Genomic DNA, 17,462 nt, shown 5'->3' with positions numbered 1-17,462 from the left:
GTATTGCATATAATGGCTGTTCTTGTTGCGGGATTCTTAACGCCTGATTATTCGCAGAGCCGGAGGGCCATCAGCGACCTTGGCATCGCTGGGCAGCCATACGCCTTTCTCTTAAACTATCTTGGGTTCGCTGCGCCGGGTGGTTTCATTCTATTAGCGGCGCGGGCAGCCAATAAGATGTGGACTTCTCCCTTATTGCCAAGCCTTGGACTGAGATGCATGGCATGTGCCGGTGTGTTCCTCATTGTCGCAGGTTTCTACCCCTTCCCTTCATTGATACATCTCACGTCTGCTCTTCTCGCCGGGCTCGCGGCATCTATCAATATCTTCGGGTTCTCTGTATATACCGTGAGACATAAGGGTTATTCAGTCTTGGTCGTATCAGGTTTCGCTGTCGCACTTCTTATATTAATTGACGCCGCAACATGGGTTCTTGCTGAGAGCCGGGGCATCAGAATACATACATTTATGGGGTTTCAGCAGAGATCGGCTTCCTTTTCAGCATTTGTCTGGTTCAGCGCCTTTGCAATTTCCTCGGCACGGAAGCATAACCTGTAAATAATCAGTTGCGTAAAATATTCCTATTTCGTTTTTTCTTGACAACAGTTTAATCATTTCTTTATGATTCAGCCAGTTCAGCGAAAATCATCAGAGGGGGAAATGATGAGAAAAAGCTACTCCTTTAGATGTGTCTTCTTTGTCTTAATTTTATCAGCCTTCAGCCTTATAGTATTTTCTCTTAAAGACTCTGTTCATTCCACAACCGACACCTCCGGCATCGCACTTGAAAACAATCCATACGGTATAGCAATAAATCCGAATACAGATATTGCAGTAGTTGCTAATGAAAAATCCGATTCAGTATCAATAGTAGACCTTAATACTCAGACAGTCCTCTCAACAATTCCTGTCGGCAAAGCGCCGAGAGGAGTTGCCATTGACAGAGGGCTTAACCTTGCAGTAATCGGAAACAGCCATGACAATACCGTTTCAATAATAGACCTGAGCACCAACAAAGTAACCTCAACCATACCCATCGGCAAAGAACCACAAGGAATAGCGATAAATCAATCAACCCATAGAGCCTATGTAGCCAATCATAAAGATGACACAATCTCTGTCATTGACCTCTTCTCACGTCAAAACTTAGGAATAATCCCTGTAGGAAAAGAACCAAAAGACATAGCAATAGACCAAGTGCTTAATCTGGCCCTTGTCGTAAATGAGAAAGACTACAATGTCTCAGTAATAGATCTTAATACCTATCAGATAACACGAATAGTCCCTGTTGGCAAAAAACCACAGTCAATAGACATAAATCCGGAGACACATCTCGCAGCAGTAGTAAATGAAAAAGACAACTCTATTACAGTCATAAATCTTCAGAACTGGCAGACAACAACCATTCCTGTCGGCAAACATCCCATAGACATAGCAATCAATCAATTGGACAACCGCGCCCTTGTAATATGCGATGAAGACAGAACTCTGCTACTTATAGACCTTAATACAAACACAATCCTCAAGAACTACGCCTTGAACAAACTTCCAAAAGCAGTAGCAGTAAACAACTACACAAACATAGCAGGCATAGTTGACGACAAGACAGACAGCCTCACATTGATACAGCTTCCGAACCCTGTGTCTGAGATAACATCTTTAACTCCGGCAAGCGCTCAGAGGGGAAGCAATGGGATTATATTAACCATTGAAGGCAATAAGTTCATAACCTCATCAGTTGCCTATTTCAACAGCCAGGCTCTAACCACAGCCTTTACAGACAACCATAACATTCGTATAACCATTCCAAAGGAAATGCTGGCAAACGCAGGTCTATTCCCTGTAACAGTTGTAAACCCATCACCTGACGGAGGGATGTCTGAAGCAATAAACTTTAATGTAAAACAAGAGACAACTGTCCAGCCCCTTCCTGAAGGCTCTTTTGGAAAACAGTATGAAGACCTGATTCCAGCTAATGCCACAAAGTCTTACGACCCGAAAAGATTTTCCATTATCACAGGCATTGTAAAAGACAGGGCAAAGAATCCCTTATCAGAGGTAAAGGTTTCAATCCACAATCATTCCGAGTACGGTTCTGCGCAAACAAACACTCAAGGCAGATTCTCCATCCCTGCAAACGGCGGCGGAACTATTACGGTTGTTTACGAAAAATCAGGTTTTATAACAACACATCGTCAGGTCTATGTGCCGTGGAATGACATAGCAACTACAGAGACAATCGCAATGATACCTGAGGACACTGTCTCTACCACATTCGCATTTGACGGCAATGCCTCAACAACCATAATTCACAAGAGTTCAACAATTACAGATGAATCCGGCAGCCGTTCTTTGACAATGGTATTTAGCGGAGATAACAAGGTATATGCAAAAAATTCAGACGGCACAGAGGTAATTCTTTCATCCATCACAACAAGGGCCACGGAATTTGAAACACCTGAGTCCATGCCTGCAAAACTTCCGCCGAACTCTGCATATACATACGCATCAAAGCTATCGGTTGACGGCGCTAAAAATGTGAGATTTGAAAAACCTGTAATAGTCTATATAGATAACTTCCTCGGCTTTAAAGTAGGAGAGAAAGTTCCGGTTGGATACTATGACCGAGACAGGGCAGTATGGGTGCCTTCTGACAACGGAGTGGTAGTAAAGCTTCTGGATACAAACGGCGACGGCATAGTTGATGGATTAGACAACGTAGGAGACGGCCTGCCGCATGACTTCAACGTAGCAGGACTAACCGACCCCGCTAAATACAAGCCTAATTCCACTTATTGGCGTGTATCAATAAATCACTTTACGCCGTGGGACGCTAACTGGCCGTTCGGGCCGTCTTCTGATGCTGTTTCGCCGAATGCAGAAGGCAATGCCATTTCCGATCAACAGATGGCATGTTCTGATGGCATTAATAGCGATGACTCGGATTATATCAGTTCCTATTGCGAGCGCAGGAGCCGCATCTTTCATGAAGACATCCCAATCCCCGGCACGGACCTGACACTGCACTATGCAAGCCATCGTGTTAAAGGTTATAAATCAATCATAACCATTCCTGCAAGCGGACCTACTGTCCCTTCAAGCCTCAAGAGCATTATTGTTAAGATGGATGTTGCAGGGCGGCAGTTTGAGACAACACTCCCGCCACAGCCCAATCAAAAAGTTGAGTTCATCTGGGACGGACTGGATTATCTTGGCAATCAAGTTATTGGTTCAAGGACTGCCGACATAAGCATAGGGTTTGTATATCAGGCGGTGTATTATTCAGCGGGCAATTTTGCTCAGGCATTTGCACAGGCAGGCACGGATGTAACAGGCATTTGGGGAAGGCAGGAGTTTACGTCGTGGAAGCGGAGCGCTCTGGCTGTTAACAGAGAAGAAAAAATTATTGCCAACGGCTGGACGCTATCCGCCCATCATTATTTGAATCCTTTAGACCCTTCTACGCTCTATAAAGGAAACGGCACGACAAGCCGCAATAATGCAAGAATTATAGATACAATCGCAGGCAACGGACAATCAGGTTTCAGCGGAGACGGCGGCCCTGCAACGCAGGCAATGCTTTCTAATCCGTACGGAGCAGTAGTAGATAGCGCCGGGAACATCTATATAGCGGATTTAAGCAATCAGCGGGTAAGAAAAGTTGATGCCGCCGGCATCATCACCACAGCCGCCGGAAATGGGCAAGGAGGCTTCAGCGGGGACGGAGGCGCTGCTACACAGGCAAGTTTCCAATATCCCTTCGGCATAGCAGTAGACAGCGCAGGCAATATCTATATAACGGATACATCGAATCATAGAATAAGAAAAGTAGATACAAGCGGCGTCATTACCACAGTGGCCGGCAATGGACAATACGGTTTCAGCGGCGATGGAGGTTCTGCTATACAGGCAAGGCTTTATTATCCCTTTGGAGTCACGGTGGATACCGTTGGCAATATCTATATAGCTGATTTAGGAAATCAGCGCATAAGAAAAGTAGATACAAACGGCGTCATCACAACTGCGGCAGGCGATGGAGAATCCGGCTTTAGCGGAGACGGCGGCCCAGCAATATCGGCAAGGCTTAATAACCCATACGGAGTAACAGCAGATAATGCAGGCAATATCTATATAGCTGATTTCCAAAATCAGCGAATAAGGAAAGTGGACACAAGCGGCATTATCACAACTGTGGCAGGCAATGGACAATACGGTTTCAGCGGAGACGGCGGCCCCGCAACACAGGCAATGCTTTACTATCCATTTGGGGTTGCTGTGGACAGCGCCGGGAACATCTATATAGCGGACCATGATAACCATCGGATAAGAAAGGTGGACACAAGCGGCATCATCACCACAGTGGCAGGCACCGGGCAATACGGCTTTAGCGGGGACGGGGGCGCTCCTACGCAGGCCATGCTTAATCATCTGAATGGAGTAGCGGTAGATACCGGATGGAATGTCTATATAGCGGATACATCTAACAACCGGATAAGAAAAATCTTTTTATCTTCTGCTCTTGCAGGTTTAACTTTAGCAGGAGATATAATATTTACCGAAGAAAACGGCCTGGGATATATCCTTGACAGCACGGGTCTTCATAAATACACGATTGATCTTGCCACAGGAAAGACTCTGCTTACATTCGGCTACAATCAGGACAAGAAGCTAATCTCCATAACGGACCGTTTCGGCAATCAGACCACGATTCAGAGAGACGGCAGCGGCATACCGACATCCATCACATCTCCTGACGGTATTATCACAAGCCTGACTATAGATGGCAGCAACAATCTGACAAAGGTTACATATCCTGATAACACCTCCTATTCCTTCACCTATACAACAGAGAGCCTTATGACTGATGAATATGACACTAAGAACAACCACTTCGTGCATCAGTTTGATGCAAACGGAAGGATTACGAATATCTCTGACCCTGAGGGCGGAGCATGGAGTTATTCCCGCACAGTGGATAATGCAGGCAATATTTCTGTAAATGTTCTGACAGGCGAAGGCAATCTCACAACATATAATGATAAAACAGATTCAACAGGCGCTTATACCTCATTAAAAACAGAGCCGACTGGCGCAGTAACAACCATCACCCGTTCATCTGACGGCTTGACAGGGACAGAGCAGCTCTGCGGCATGAAACAGAGCCTGAAATATGACCTTGACACTGAATACAAATTCAAATACATCAAAGAATCCACAAAGACCTCTCCGGCAGGTCTCACGCAGACCACTGCATTCGCCAATACCTATCAGGATACAAATGCGGATAAAAAGCCTGATTTGATTACAGAGACAACAACCCTGAACAGCAAATCATGGACAATGAGCAACAATGTTCTTACAGGCATTATCACAAACACATCTCCATTGGGAAGGACGATAACAACTCAATATGACATTTTAAATCTTCTTACAAAACAGATAACTGTTTCAGGACTTTCTCCTGCCAACTACAGCTATGATGCGCGCGGCAGGCTTACAGGTATTACCACAGGCTCAAGGACAACTGCAATTGCTTATGACACAAATGGAAATATTGATTATGTGATTACACCAGACAATAAAACGTTTGACTACTCCTATGATGTAATGGGGAGATTGAGACAGGAATTAAGGCCGGATGGAACGATTGTATCCTATGATTATGACAACAACGGCAATATGACGGTTCTCACAAATCCCAAGAGCATAAACAATACCTTTGACTTCACGGCAAATGACCAAAGGAAAACATGGGCAACTCCTATGTCAGGAAGTTATCTTTACAGCTATGACAAAGAAAGAAAGCTTAAGACGATACAATTCCCATCAGGCAAGTTGATAACCAATGCTTATACGAATGGATTACTCACAAGCACACAAACACCGGAAGGAACAACGAATTATTCGTATGGATGTTCAAACAATTTGACAGGCGCAACAAGAGGTTCCGAGAGTATAGCGTTCACTTATGATGGAAGTCTCCTCAAAACGGACACGCGTTCAGGATTGTTTAACCAGACAATCAGTTACACATACAATAATGACTTTAGACTGTCGTCAATAGTGTACGCGGGAACCGCTCAGAACTTTGGCTACGATAACGATGGCCTTTTGACAACGGCAGGAGCGTTCACTATCACAAGAAATGCACAAAACGGATTGCCTGTATCGGTTAGTGATGGAGTAATCACCAATGCAAGAATATTCAGCGGTTATGGAGAACTGGACAGCAATGCCTATTTCATAGCAGCAGTTAATAAATACTCTTATACCTTAACGAGAGATTTAGCGGGAAGGATTACACAGAGGGTTGAGAATGTTTCAGGAGAGACGATTACATGGGATTACAGTTATGATTCTCTCGGAAGACTTACTGAGGTAAAGAAAAACAATGTAGTATCTGAGAACTATTCTTATGATGCTAATGGGAATCGCCTTACCGGTAATGCAGTAAACTACAGCTATTCAAATGAAGACCACGTTCTTACTGCAGGAGCAGATACATATCAGTTTGATGTTGATGGATTCTTAACAAGCAAAACGACGGGCACGGGGACTACAACATTCAACTATTCTGCAAGAGGCGAATTGTTGAGCGTAACCAAACCTGACGGTACAGTCGTCTCGTACGACCATGACCCTTTTGGTAGGCGAATTGCCAAAAGAGTAAATGGGACAATAACAGAGAAATATCTCTGGGCGGATGCAATCACTCTCCTTGCTGTATATGATGGAAACAATAATTTGATGATGCGTTTCAACTATGCGGATGGAAGACTGCCTCTTTCAATGACTTTTGCAGGAGCAACTTATTATTTATCCTATGACCAAGTGGGTTCGTTAAGAGTAGTAACAGATTCAACTGGAAACATCATAAAACAGATTGATTACGATACATTTGGAAATGTAATAAACGATACAAATCCATCCTTCAGTGTTCCATTCGGTTTTGCAGGAGGGTTATATGACCGCGATACAGGACTGGTGCGATTTGGACTTCGTGATTACGACCCTGCCATCGGACGCTGGACGGCAAAAGATCCGATTGATTTTAGAGGTGGCGATACAAATCTGTTCAATTATGTTGGAAATAATCCCGTCCGATATACGGACCCTACGGGGTTAGCAGTCATTGTTCCCTCGGGCGGAGGAGACTCGCAGGATAAAAAGAAGCCTACAAAGTGTGATGACGATCGGTGCACAAACGAGAAATGTAAGTTTTTTTATAATCTCGACTATATTGACTGTGCGTTTCAATTTCCTGACGACCTCGGGCAACGAAAGGCATGCGAAGAAAGAGCGCGACAACATTGGAAAACGTGTTGTGAAACAGGGGAATATCCCTATAAGTACTAATCTCTATGATGAGCCGTATGGATAAGATGATATGGGAAAAAGAAAAATAATTATCATACTTCTATCTCTTTTTCTATTCACTGCTGTAAATGTCTTCTTTCATTATATGACCGCTCGCAGGTTCGGTATTTCGCCTTATTTGATACTATACATTGCAGTAGTTAATGGTATAATTCCAGGATTTGCGGCAGGCCATTTTTTAAATAAGCTATTCGAAAAAAGGGACATTAAGATAAAATTTTTGTCTATAGGTGTTGCTATTGGTCTTTTTTTGTCGTTACCGTGGGTGAACAATCAGATAGATGTTGAATTCTATATAAATAAAGATAGATTAAATCTTATACCCCCTTACGTTAGCTATTTTCGTTTTTATTTGATTGGCCTTGCTCTTGGAATTCTAAAATCTTTCTATTATGCATTTGTGCCTTCTATCGTTTTATTTACAGGGGTAGGTTTTTTGATCGAGCAAGTCGTAAAGACAATTAAAAGAAAAAATAAATGAGGAAGGTTCAAGGAACGGAAAAGGGGACGGTTAGTTCTATTAAAAAAGAAAAATGATTGTCCTGTCCGGCTGTCCGCAAGGCTCTGCTCGCCTCTATCTGAGCTATTTTTCAGGTATCAGTCCGTGATTTTGACCTCACCGCTGTAAATTTTTCTTAACCGAAAACGCTTTTGTATTATTTTTTTATGTTCGTTTCAGTATCTTCAGTCCGATTCAACCGCTGAATGCAAACCTCTCACGGACACCCTTTTCCCTTTCTGTTTTTAGGTTATATTCCAGACAGATTAAAGTTTCAAATAAATCCCTGTCAGCAAGCCATCCCATGCCTCAAACCAGTATTCATGTTTTGGTCTTCTGGAGAAGACATCAGTTCCATTCCACACCTCTACAGGCGTTCTTCCATCCAGATTTTGGTGAGGCCGAACATGGTTATACCAGAACCGAAACTGACCGAGTGCATCATTTAGTTGTTCCCTGCTGATTACATTCCATTGATCAAGTTTTTCTTTTAATGTCCCGAAGAACCTCTCAATGCGCCCATTCTGCCATGGACAACTCTTGTCAATAAACTGATGGCGAACCCCTATCAGCCATAAGCTGAATCTGAACAGCCACGAAGTAAAGAGAGGTTCGTTATCTGTCCTCAAAAACCTTGGTTTGCCGTAAAGCTCAACGGCATCGAGCAGGAAGCGTAGTATTGTTATAGATGCTTTATCTTTCAAAGCTGCCAGACCGAGACATTGCCTGCTTTTATGCTCTACCATTCCAATGATATGGTTAAGATTATCATCGGTATCGGTCTTACCTGTCAGGTCCATTCCCCAGACAAGATTTCCCGGAATATCTTTCGGCCTTCTATTTTTTATTTCTTTTCTCAAAACCTGAATCTCATATTTGTTCTTTCTGATAACATCATTGGCATATGTTTTACTTACTGTCATTTGCCTGCTCTCTGCAAACCTGCGATTAAACGTATGAGCAATCGTTCTACAGCCTGCCTCAGGCATCAATGCCTTGAGACGGATTATTTCATGTCTCACCCATGCGGGCTTGGGTTGACGATAATAGAATAGTTTCTTGTCTGCTCTGGATTTCCTCTGTCCAAATCTCCGAAAAAATTTTGATAGAAAAAGAAAGGCAAGAAAGGCTCGGAGCAATTGCAAACAGATATGCCATATGCGATTAAGAAAAAGAGGCATGGTTCCTCCTGACATTTCAAGATGGTTGGGTGCAGTTGCATAAAAATTCCTGTAAAATTTCCGAAAAATAGACATAGAAGGTTGTCATTGCGAGCAAAGCGAAGCAATCTCGTCTTTTGCAATGAGATTGCCACGAACCCTTCGGGTTCTCGCAATGACAGATAAATCAACGGTTTCATAATTCTATCTCTATTTTTCGGAAATATTTCCTTGACATTTAATCCACTGATGTTTAACATTTCATTATGAATACTAAAAAGATGTTATTAATTATATCTGGCGGCATCATCCCGCTCGGCTTTCTTTTTTATTCAACTGTTTTTCTGGCAACAACATCATGCGTGCCTCCAACTCACCAGCCGCAAGTTCAGTATTCCACAATTCCTCAATACACCGATTTATATTCATTCCCGAGATATAATATACCCGAAGCTAAGAAACCAGGCAGTGCAAACCTGACAGTCGTGATAACTGTCCCTGAATATAAAGATACTGCTACACAGGAATATACCGGCGGGGTAAAGGTTGCAGCCGGCGGCTCCATGACACCCGACATGCGGAAGGTATTTCAAAGCTTTGCCGGCAGCATGGGTGAGGATGTTCAATCGCAGTTGGTGGCTAAAGGCATGACTACAAAGGGCCCCTTTGCTCTGGCTGAGGTTACGTATCCTGATAAAAAAGGCTCTGATCTCACTCTTTCAATAGGTGTTATATTTGACATTCATCATTCCAGCGATCCTAAGTATAAAGGAGAGGCAACTTTTGAGGGTGGAGGTTTGGGAGATATTTATTCCTCTACAATGACCGTCGGCATGAAGGTATATTTTTATATGCTTGAACCTATGTCAGAAGAAAAGATGTGGATAAAGAAACTGGACCTTGGAGTTCAGGATTTCCAGGTTGAGTATGCCACGGGAAAGGAGCAATATGTTACAGGCTCGCACTATGTTCCTTCTGACGGCTGTGGAGGAGGGGGGTATTCGAGAAATACCTACGGGTGGAGAGCTACACGCACTTTATATGACGGAAGAGTCAAGGCATTCTCGGATATATTGAAAGCAGCCTATCCGCAGGTAATGAAAGCCTCATGGAACTATCTGAATACAGATGAGATGCTCAACCTGAAAATGAAATCTCAGGAAATCAGGGAGAGGAAGAGATATTAAGGATTCACCTCCCGGCAAATTAAAGCGCGGGTTCCATAATAATGTCTTTCATTTAACGTCTTCCATCTGAAATGTTACCTTCTATTTATTTCGGCAGTCTGGAAATTTCTACTTGGCGGCTCGCCGCGCTCGGCAGTGTAGTGATCTGCTGGATTCTCTTTCTGATACGCTCAAAAAAACTGGGTTATCCTTTCTATACAATTTTCCCGTGGTTATTATTTGCCTTGCCGGTCGGCACCTTAGGAGCTCACCTTTTTAATAAAATAATCCCGGTTCTTGCAGGAGCAGAAAGCACTTCTTATCCCTTTTCGGGACTTACCGTAATAGGCAGCATTATATCGGTCCTGCTGTATAGTCTTCTTTATATCAAGTATGTGATGAAAATTCCGCCCATGCAGCTTATGGATGCAGTTGCGTTCACTTTTCCTCTTTCGGTCCTGTTGGGCCGGATAGGATGTCTTTTGAATGGGTGTTGTTATGGAAAAATAGCGCCTGACTCGATTAAAACCTCATTTCTCTCTGTCTTTACGCTTCCCCTTGATTTTTATATTCCGTCTTCACAGATACGGCACGACTATCACGGCATGCCTCATGACAGCCTCGTATGGAATCTGCCTTTATTGTTTATGCTTGAGGCTTTTGCTATATTAGTGATTACTGAAATCATGTATCACAAGCGTGAAAAATGGGCACTGTATCCGGGGACGGTCTTTGCCTCTGCAGGCACTCTGTATTCGGGCGGGCGCTTTTTTTTAGAGTTTATGAGGAAAGATGAAATGATAGGCAATACTATTTTTAACGCATGGCAGATGGCTACACTGGTCCTCTTTCTGTTTTTTTCACTCTGGCTTTGCTTTAGCCTATACAGGCGGTATCAAAATCTATCACGTAATAAGGAAAGTATTTAAATGAAAATAACCTTCATCAATCCAAAGCATCACCCCCATTCAATGAACTTTCATCATTGCATGGACCTTGTAGGCGTAAAATATTCTCACATGCCGTTATCTCTTCCTACGCTGGCAGCCCTGACCCCTCCTGACTGCGCCGTCGGGCTTATTGATGAAAATGTTGAGGCTGTAAGTTTTGAAACCGATGCTGATATTATTGCTTTGACCGGCTCCGTACCCCAGAGAAAGAGGGTTTTTGAATTAGCAAACGAGTACAGAAAGCGCGGAAAGCTTGTTGCCCTCGGCGGGCCAATCACATTCGATATGCTTGAGGAATGCAAAACGTACGCGGATGTGGTTTTTATCGGCGAGGCTGAATATACCTGGCCTGCATTCATAGATGATTTCAAGCAGGGGAAACAAAAGAGCATATACCATCAAAAAGAATTTATAAATATTGAGGACTCTCCCGTTCCTCATTTTCATCTGCTGAAATCAGGCCAGTACGCAAGCGGATGCATTCAGGTAACGCGGGGATGCCCTTACCGGTGCGACTTTTGTGATATTCCTATAAAGTACGGCGGCCAACCCCGCTCTAAAAAAATAGAACAGGTTCTCAGCGAAATAAGAATTCTTTCAGGACTCGGCAATGATTCGGTATTTATTGTGGATGACAATTTTGCAGGCAACAAGCCGTATGCCAAAACCCTGCTAAAAGAGATAGCCGCCCTGCTTCCTTCTCTTCCGACTAAGATGTACTTTTATACTCAGGCGGCCCTGGATGTGGCGAACGATGATGAACTGCTGGATTTATTCCGGGCAGCAAACTTTCTCCGGCTGTTCATAGGAATAGAGACCGGAGACAAAGGCAAACTGAGCGAACTGAACAAGAGACATCAGATAGATATGGACATAACCCGCGCTGTTGAAAAGATCAAGTCCTACGGCATCACGGTGTGGGCCGGCATCATGTTCGGGCTTGAAAGTGATGACCTGTCGTCTTTTGACAGGCAGCTTGAGTTTATCCGGGATACCAACTTTATCCCTGTACAGGTAGGACTGCTGCAGGCGCTTCCGGAAACCCCCCTTTACCGGCGCGCGCTGGAGACAAACAGGCTGCTGCGGCTCCCCTCCTTACTCGGACTGACCGCACTCAGCGAAGAAGAAGTCTCCAAGGCAACGAACCTGATTCCGCAGAAGATGAGCGAGGAAGAGCTTGAGAAAAACTTTGCGCGCATTCTGAGAAAAATGTTCTCGCCGGAATCCTTCAGGGCCAAGATGATTCAGTATATCGGCTCTAACACCAGAAACCTGACATCATCAATGCCTGTCCTCAATCTAAAGACAGCAATGATACTGATTCGCATGCTTTCGTTTTACCTGTTCCGAGCTGACAGGAAAACGCGCAAAATGTTTTTCCATGTTCTTAAGTCTCTAGCGTCTCACAGGCTGCGGAATCTGGATGAGACTGTTTTTCATTTGCTGGCATACAAGCACATGCAGACGCACTACTACAGAATAGCGGAGATCTGTGAATCCAAAAGATGAAAATATGTCTTATCAATCCGCGCTTGCCACTTTCGCTGTGGGACTTTTCTTATTCCAGAGACATTGACGGCAATGTATTCCCTTTCCCGCCGTTATCGCTTGCCACTTTAGCCGCTTTAACTCCAAGGGAACATGATGTCGTCATATGCGACGAAAATGTCAAACCCGTTGATTTTGACACGGATGCCGATATAGTAGGCATTACCGGCTACCACATCCAGAAGGAGCGGGTTTATCAACTGGCAGACTTATTCCGCAGTAAGGGAAAAACTGTGGCAATCGGAGGGCCGCTCGTCCAAAAATCAAATCTCGGCGAGTGTGCGGAACATGCCGATATAGTTTTTCTGGGAGAGGCTGAATATACCTGGCCGTCATTCATCCGCGATTTTCAATCAGGCACTGTTCAGCCTTTATACGCACAGGACGGGTTTGTGGATTTAGGCGCTTCTCCTGCTCCCCGCTTCGAGTTGCTTGAGCTTTCGGCATATTCAACGGCAATCATTGAAACATCGCGCGGCTGTCCGCACTCGTGCGAGTTCTGCGAAATACCAATTCGGCTGGGCAAGCGGCCCCGGAATAAATCAGTGGAACAGGTGATGACGGAGATTCGCAGCCTCTACGCACTGGGCGCGGATTCCATCTTTATCATTGATGACAACTTCTTCGGGAATCGTAAAAGGGCCTTGGATCTTCTTGTTGAAATCAAGCGCTTTGTCAAAGCCATTGACTATCGGGTTTATTTCAGCTGCCAGTTCACAATAGATATTTCGCGTGATGAAGAGCTTCTCATTCTCATGAACAAGGCAAACTTCCGGCGTGTATTTGTCGGCATCGAGACTCCCAGTGAACTCAGCCTGACAATGGCAAAAAAAAACCAGAATACCAAGATAGACCTGCTGGATGCGGTTCGCCGCATCCAGTCAAACAACATAATCGTATGGGGCTCTTTTATTGTCGGCTTTGACAGCGATGACACGAATATATTCAATGAGCAGCTCGGGTTTATACAGGCAGCATCGATTCCTGTAGTCATGGTTGGAATACTACAGGCCATCCCCGGGACGCCGTTGTATGAGCGCATAACACAGGAGGGAAGATTAAGAGACAATGAGGCAGGAGGCATCAGGGGAAAAGCGGACAGTCTCATACATACAAACATCAAGCCTGTTAATATGAGTTCTGAGGAGCTTGCAGAAGGATACAGGTATCTGGTGCGAAATCTCTACAGTTACGATAATTTTGCTGAAAGACTGATAAGTGCTGTTAAACTTGGGGGAAAGCACGGCATCAAAGGCCGGACAAAAATCAGTAAAAAAGGAATATTAACATTGCTTCGGCTCGTTAACTACTATGTTTTATCAACTGATCTGCGGCGAATATATATGTTCATGCGGATTATTGTTCAAACACTCCTGCACAACCCTCAGCATGTGCAGACGGTACTCATGCACCTCGTCGTATACAAACATCTTAAGCTATTCTATGAACAGGGGACATCTTTCAATTGATTTTGCTTCCTGCACACAGTATTATATCTCTAAAAGATGATAAGGAGAAACAATGCTGACAGCTAAAGACATAATGACAAAGAATGTGACAACAGTCGGAGCAGCAACCACAATAGAAGAACTGGCCCGGATACTCATGGAGCATAAAATCAGCGGCGTCCCTGTTGTGAATGATGATGGGGACTTGATCGGCATAGTCACAGAAAACGACCTGATAAGCCGGGACAAAAGGCTTCACATTCCGACCGTAATGAGACTCTTTGACGCGTTTATCATGCTTGAAAGCCCCGGCAAGATAGAAAAAGAGATTAAAAAAATGACAGCGATTGCAGTGAATGACATATATACAAAAGAGGTCATAACTGTTACTGAAGACACGCCTGTGCAGGACGTCTCCACTATAATGTCTGAAAAGAAGGTACATCTTATTCCTGTTGTTAAAGGGAAAAATGAGAAAAAAATTATCGGCATAATCGGCAAAATAGATTTAATCAAGGGAATTACGGGCAGAGCACAATAAAAACATTTTCTGTTATAATTATTGAATAAAAATGAGCGACCTTTATGATGTGATAATTATAGGCGGAGGGCCTGCAGGCCTTTCCGCTGCGCAGTATGCGGCAAGGGCAAAACTGAAAACAATTGTCCTTGATAAATCCAAAACAGCAGGCGCCCTTGCATTTGCGCACAGGATAGAAAACTATCCGGGCCTTTCCGAACCGCTCACAGGAAAAGAACTCTTAGACATATTCAGAAAACAGGCAATTAATTTCGGCGCTGAATACGCTGAGATTCAGGTCATAGGGGTAAATCTCAGCAGTAATGTAAAAGAAGTCTTTACAATGGATAAGAACTACAGCGGGAAGACTGTAATCATGGCAACAGGCTCCATGGGCAGGAAACCCACAATTAAAGGCGAGGCGGAATTCCTCGGAAAGGGAGTAAGTTACTGCGCAATATGCGATGCTGCGTTCTATAAAGGCAAAACAGTATGCGTAATAGGAGATTCTGAAGAGGCAGTGAAAGAGGCAGGGCTCCTGACAAAATTTGCAGCGATTGTTTATCTCATCTCGCCGTCATCAAGACTAAAGGTTGAAGATGACTATCCTGCATTAAGCGAACCACACCTTAAAATCCTCCTCGGACAGTCAGTGACAGCAATAGAGGGCAATGAAGTTGTTGAACGGATAAAGATGTCCGGTGCAGACAAAAAAGAGACTTCCCTTGAGGTTTCAGGGGTTTTTGTATACCTTCACGGGAATAAACCTATAGTAGATTTCCTCGGCGGCAATGTTGAACTCAGCGAGGAAGAATGCATCATCACTAACAGGATGATGGAGATGTCAATCCCCGGCGTGTTCGCTGCAGGCGATATGACATGCACAGAGGTAAGGCAGGTTGTTGTCTCTGCGGCAAACGGCTGCGTGGCAGCCCTCTCTGCTGAAAGATTTATCACGCACAGAAGCAGAAGGAGATACGACTGGGGGAAATAGGCAGGAATCAGCTTTGACAAACTCGTAAAAAGTCGGGAAATCGGACGGCAAAGTAAAAAGCTCCGAAGGCAAGGCGCGCAAATCTTGAGGAATGAGGCGTACTTCCTGTACGTCGCAGTGACGAAGGATGCAGCGCAACGCAGCATACGGACTTTTTACGAAGCCGTCAGCTTTAATTAATCTTTCAGCGCCTTGATTAGCCTTTCATATTTCTCAGTGCCGACACATTCTTTTGCCGCTGGGCACCACTTTATACAGGTCATACGCATATCCCTTGAAACAGTGCCTCCGCATGTTTTGCAAATAGTCTCAGGCTCGTCAGTCCATATCTCTGTTGTCCCTCCGCAGACAATGCACTTTATCTCCTCAGGATACGGATTCCTTATCTCTCTGCTTCCCGGACACGTTTCCTTTAACATGATTTATTTTTAACATATTGCAGGAAATATTTTTATGATGTGTATCATACGGCAGCTTACACCGACAAAGGCTGATTCCCGCCTATATCTTATTTACTTGAAAAACTTATATTGAATGAATTAATCTATTTTAGAATGAAAATGAAGGAAGGTGAAAGCAAATGCCAAAAACGATAACTTTACGGTTAGAAGATGAAATTTATAAGAAATTCAGCGAGGCTGCAAGCGAGGAGCATAGAAGCATGTCCAATCTGATAGAAACACTCGCCTTAAAAAAACTGGATGAAGATATGCTTGTTGATGACTTTGAAATGAAAGAGATATTTTCAAATACAAAGCTGCTTAAAAAACTTGAGAAGGGGCATAGCCACGCAAAAATGAAAAAGGGCGCCCTTGTTGGATAAATACAGAATTTTTGAGACTGAACAATTTCTTGGAGACCTGACGCAGGATTTCGAGGGACAGGGTGAAAGAATCAGGAAGAAATTATTGGAGTATGTATATCCCCAGTTGCGTAACAACCCGTATCTCGGGAAAAATATTAAGAAATTAAAAAACTATAAGCCTGATACGTGGCGGTACAGGATAGGCGGCTATAGATTTTTTTATGAAATCAATGAAAAGGAAAGAATGGTTTACATGATAGCTGCCGATTCTCGTAAAGATAGTTATTAAAAGATGATTAAACGCGAGTATTCGGCAATGAGTGGGACGACGGATTAATATGCCTATAGACAAATGGACGAGAGAACAGACAATCGTTGTATTTAATCTTTATTGCAAAATTCCATTCAATAGGGTTAGCTCTGCGCATCCCGATATTGTTCGTATAGCAAAAATTATTGGAAGAAGTGCCAACTCAGTAAAAATGAAAATCGGCAACTTTGGAAGTTTTGACCCTGAATTAAAAAAGAGAGGGATTGTTGGTTTAGAAAATACAAGCAAGTTAGATGAGAATATCTGGAACGAGTTCAATAATAACTGGGAAAAGCTTGCCTACGAAAGTGAATTATTGATCGCAAAATTCAGCAAAAAAACTATCGAAGAAACTGCACACATTGAAGCTACCGACTTACCAAAAGGAAAAGTGCGAGAAGCAATCATTAAAGCAAGAGTAAATCAATATTTTTTCAGAAGTGCAATTCTTTCATCTTACAATCAAAAATGTTGTATCACAGGATTAGGCATTGCGGAACTCTTAGTAGCAAGTCATATTATTCCTTGGGCAAAAGATGAAAAGAATGTAGGGTTTGACGAAATTAGGAACAACTGGTAAGTTAGTCCTCCGGAAGGAGGAAGCAGATGGCAAGAAAGAAATGGAGCGCAGAAGAGAAGCAGAAAATGGTATTGGCAGGCTTGAGGAATGAGGCGTCAGTAGCAG

General features: G+C 43.6%; 14 protein-coding genes. 12 read left to right on the top strand and 2 right to left on the bottom strand.

Going from position 1 to position 17,462, the window contains the following annotated elements; all coding sequences use genetic code 11:
- Positions 1 to 12: 12 nt before the first annotated feature.
- From HY035_06755 to HY035_06745, 3 genes are all read left to right on the top strand, one after another.
- Complete coding sequence (locus HY035_06755; protein ID MBI3378081.1) at positions 13 to 558, top strand: DUF998 domain-containing protein; 546 nt, start codon at positions 13 to 15, stop codon at positions 556 to 558.
- A 102-nt stretch (positions 559 to 660) separates the two neighbouring features.
- A complete protein-coding gene (locus tag HY035_06750; GenBank protein ID MBI3378080.1) occupies positions 661 to 7,356 on the top strand; it encodes a hypothetical protein in 6,696 nt (2,231 codons plus the stop codon).
- Positions 7,357 to 7,387: 31 nt separating this feature from the next.
- A complete protein-coding gene (locus tag HY035_06745) occupies positions 7,388 to 7,858 on the top strand; it encodes a hypothetical protein (GenBank protein MBI3378079.1) in 471 nt (156 codons plus the stop codon).
- A gap of 284 nt (positions 7,859 to 8,142) precedes the next feature.
- Here HY035_06745 and HY035_06740 read toward each other — a convergent pair whose 3' ends face one another.
- Positions 8,143 to 8,898 carry a transposase family protein gene (locus HY035_06740; protein MBI3378078.1) on the bottom strand — a complete coding sequence of 252 codons (756 nt, stop codon included), beginning with the start codon at positions 8,896 to 8,898 and terminating at the stop codon, positions 8,143 to 8,145.
- Between the two features lie 404 nt (positions 8,899 to 9,302).
- On the opposite strand from HY035_06740, the gene HY035_06735 reads away from it, so the two are divergent.
- The 6 genes from HY035_06735 (at position 9,303) to HY035_06710 (ending at position 15,662) form a co-directional block, all read left to right on the top strand.
- Positions 9,303 to 10,223, top strand: a complete 921-nt coding sequence (locus tag HY035_06735) for a hypothetical protein (GenBank protein ID MBI3378077.1) — start codon at positions 9,303 to 9,305, stop codon at positions 10,221 to 10,223.
- A 71-nt stretch (positions 10,224 to 10,294) separates the two neighbouring features.
- Entirely contained in the window at positions 10,295 to 11,131 is an 837-nt protein-coding gene (locus HY035_06730; GenBank protein MBI3378076.1) for a prolipoprotein diacylglyceryl transferase, read from the top strand.
- The gene (locus HY035_06725; protein MBI3378075.1) at positions 11,132 to 12,661 is read left to right on the top strand and encodes a radical SAM protein; all 1,530 of its coding nucleotides are present in this window, start codon (positions 11,132 to 11,134) and stop codon (positions 12,659 to 12,661) included.
- Positions 12,658 to 14,169, top strand: coding sequence for a DUF4070 domain-containing protein (locus HY035_06720; protein MBI3378074.1), 1,512 nt, complete (start codon positions 12,658 to 12,660; stop codon positions 14,167 to 14,169). The genes HY035_06725 and HY035_06720 overlap by 4 nt, the downstream gene beginning before the upstream one ends.
- A 52-nt stretch (positions 14,170 to 14,221) precedes the next feature.
- The gene (locus tag HY035_06715) at positions 14,222 to 14,689 is read left to right on the top strand and encodes a CBS domain-containing protein (protein ID MBI3378073.1); all 468 of its coding nucleotides are present in this window, start codon (positions 14,222 to 14,224) and stop codon (positions 14,687 to 14,689) included.
- Between the two features lie 31 nt (positions 14,690 to 14,720).
- On the top strand, positions 14,721 to 15,662 hold the full coding sequence (locus HY035_06710; protein ID MBI3378072.1) for an FAD-dependent oxidoreductase: 942 nt from the start codon (positions 14,721 to 14,723) through the stop codon (positions 15,660 to 15,662).
- A gap of 176 nt (positions 15,663 to 15,838) precedes the next feature.
- Here the strand turns inward: HY035_06710 and HY035_06705 are convergent, their stop codons facing one another.
- Positions 15,839 to 16,081, bottom strand: a complete 243-nt coding sequence (locus tag HY035_06705) for a hypothetical protein (protein ID MBI3378071.1) — start codon at positions 16,079 to 16,081, stop codon at positions 15,839 to 15,841.
- A gap of 161 nt (positions 16,082 to 16,242) precedes the next feature.
- Between HY035_06705 and HY035_06700 the strand changes: the two genes are divergently transcribed.
- The 3 genes from HY035_06700 to HY035_06690 are packed head-to-tail and all read left to right on the top strand — an operon-like array spanning position 16,243 to position 17,357.
- Entirely contained in the window at positions 16,243 to 16,485 is a 243-nt protein-coding gene (locus tag HY035_06700) for a CopG family transcriptional regulator (GenBank protein ID MBI3378070.1), read from the top strand.
- A complete protein-coding gene (locus tag HY035_06695) occupies positions 16,478 to 16,756 on the top strand; it encodes a type II toxin-antitoxin system RelE/ParE family toxin (GenBank protein MBI3378069.1) in 279 nt (92 codons plus the stop codon). Before HY035_06700 ends, HY035_06695 begins: the two co-directional genes overlap by 8 nt.
- A gap of 49 nt (positions 16,757 to 16,805) precedes the next feature.
- Positions 16,806 to 17,357, top strand: a complete 552-nt coding sequence (locus HY035_06690; GenBank protein MBI3378068.1) for a hypothetical protein — start codon at positions 16,806 to 16,808, stop codon at positions 17,355 to 17,357.
- Positions 17,358 to 17,462: the final 105 nt, after the last annotated feature.

It is taken from the genome of Nitrospirota bacterium (assembly GCA_016195565.1).
In the GTDB taxonomy this organism is placed as follows: Bacteria; Nitrospirota; Thermodesulfovibrionia; order Thermodesulfovibrionales; family UBA1546; genus UBA1546.
Note: the sequence above shows the minus strand (reverse complement) of the source record. Positions and strands in the feature narration are given on the sequence as shown.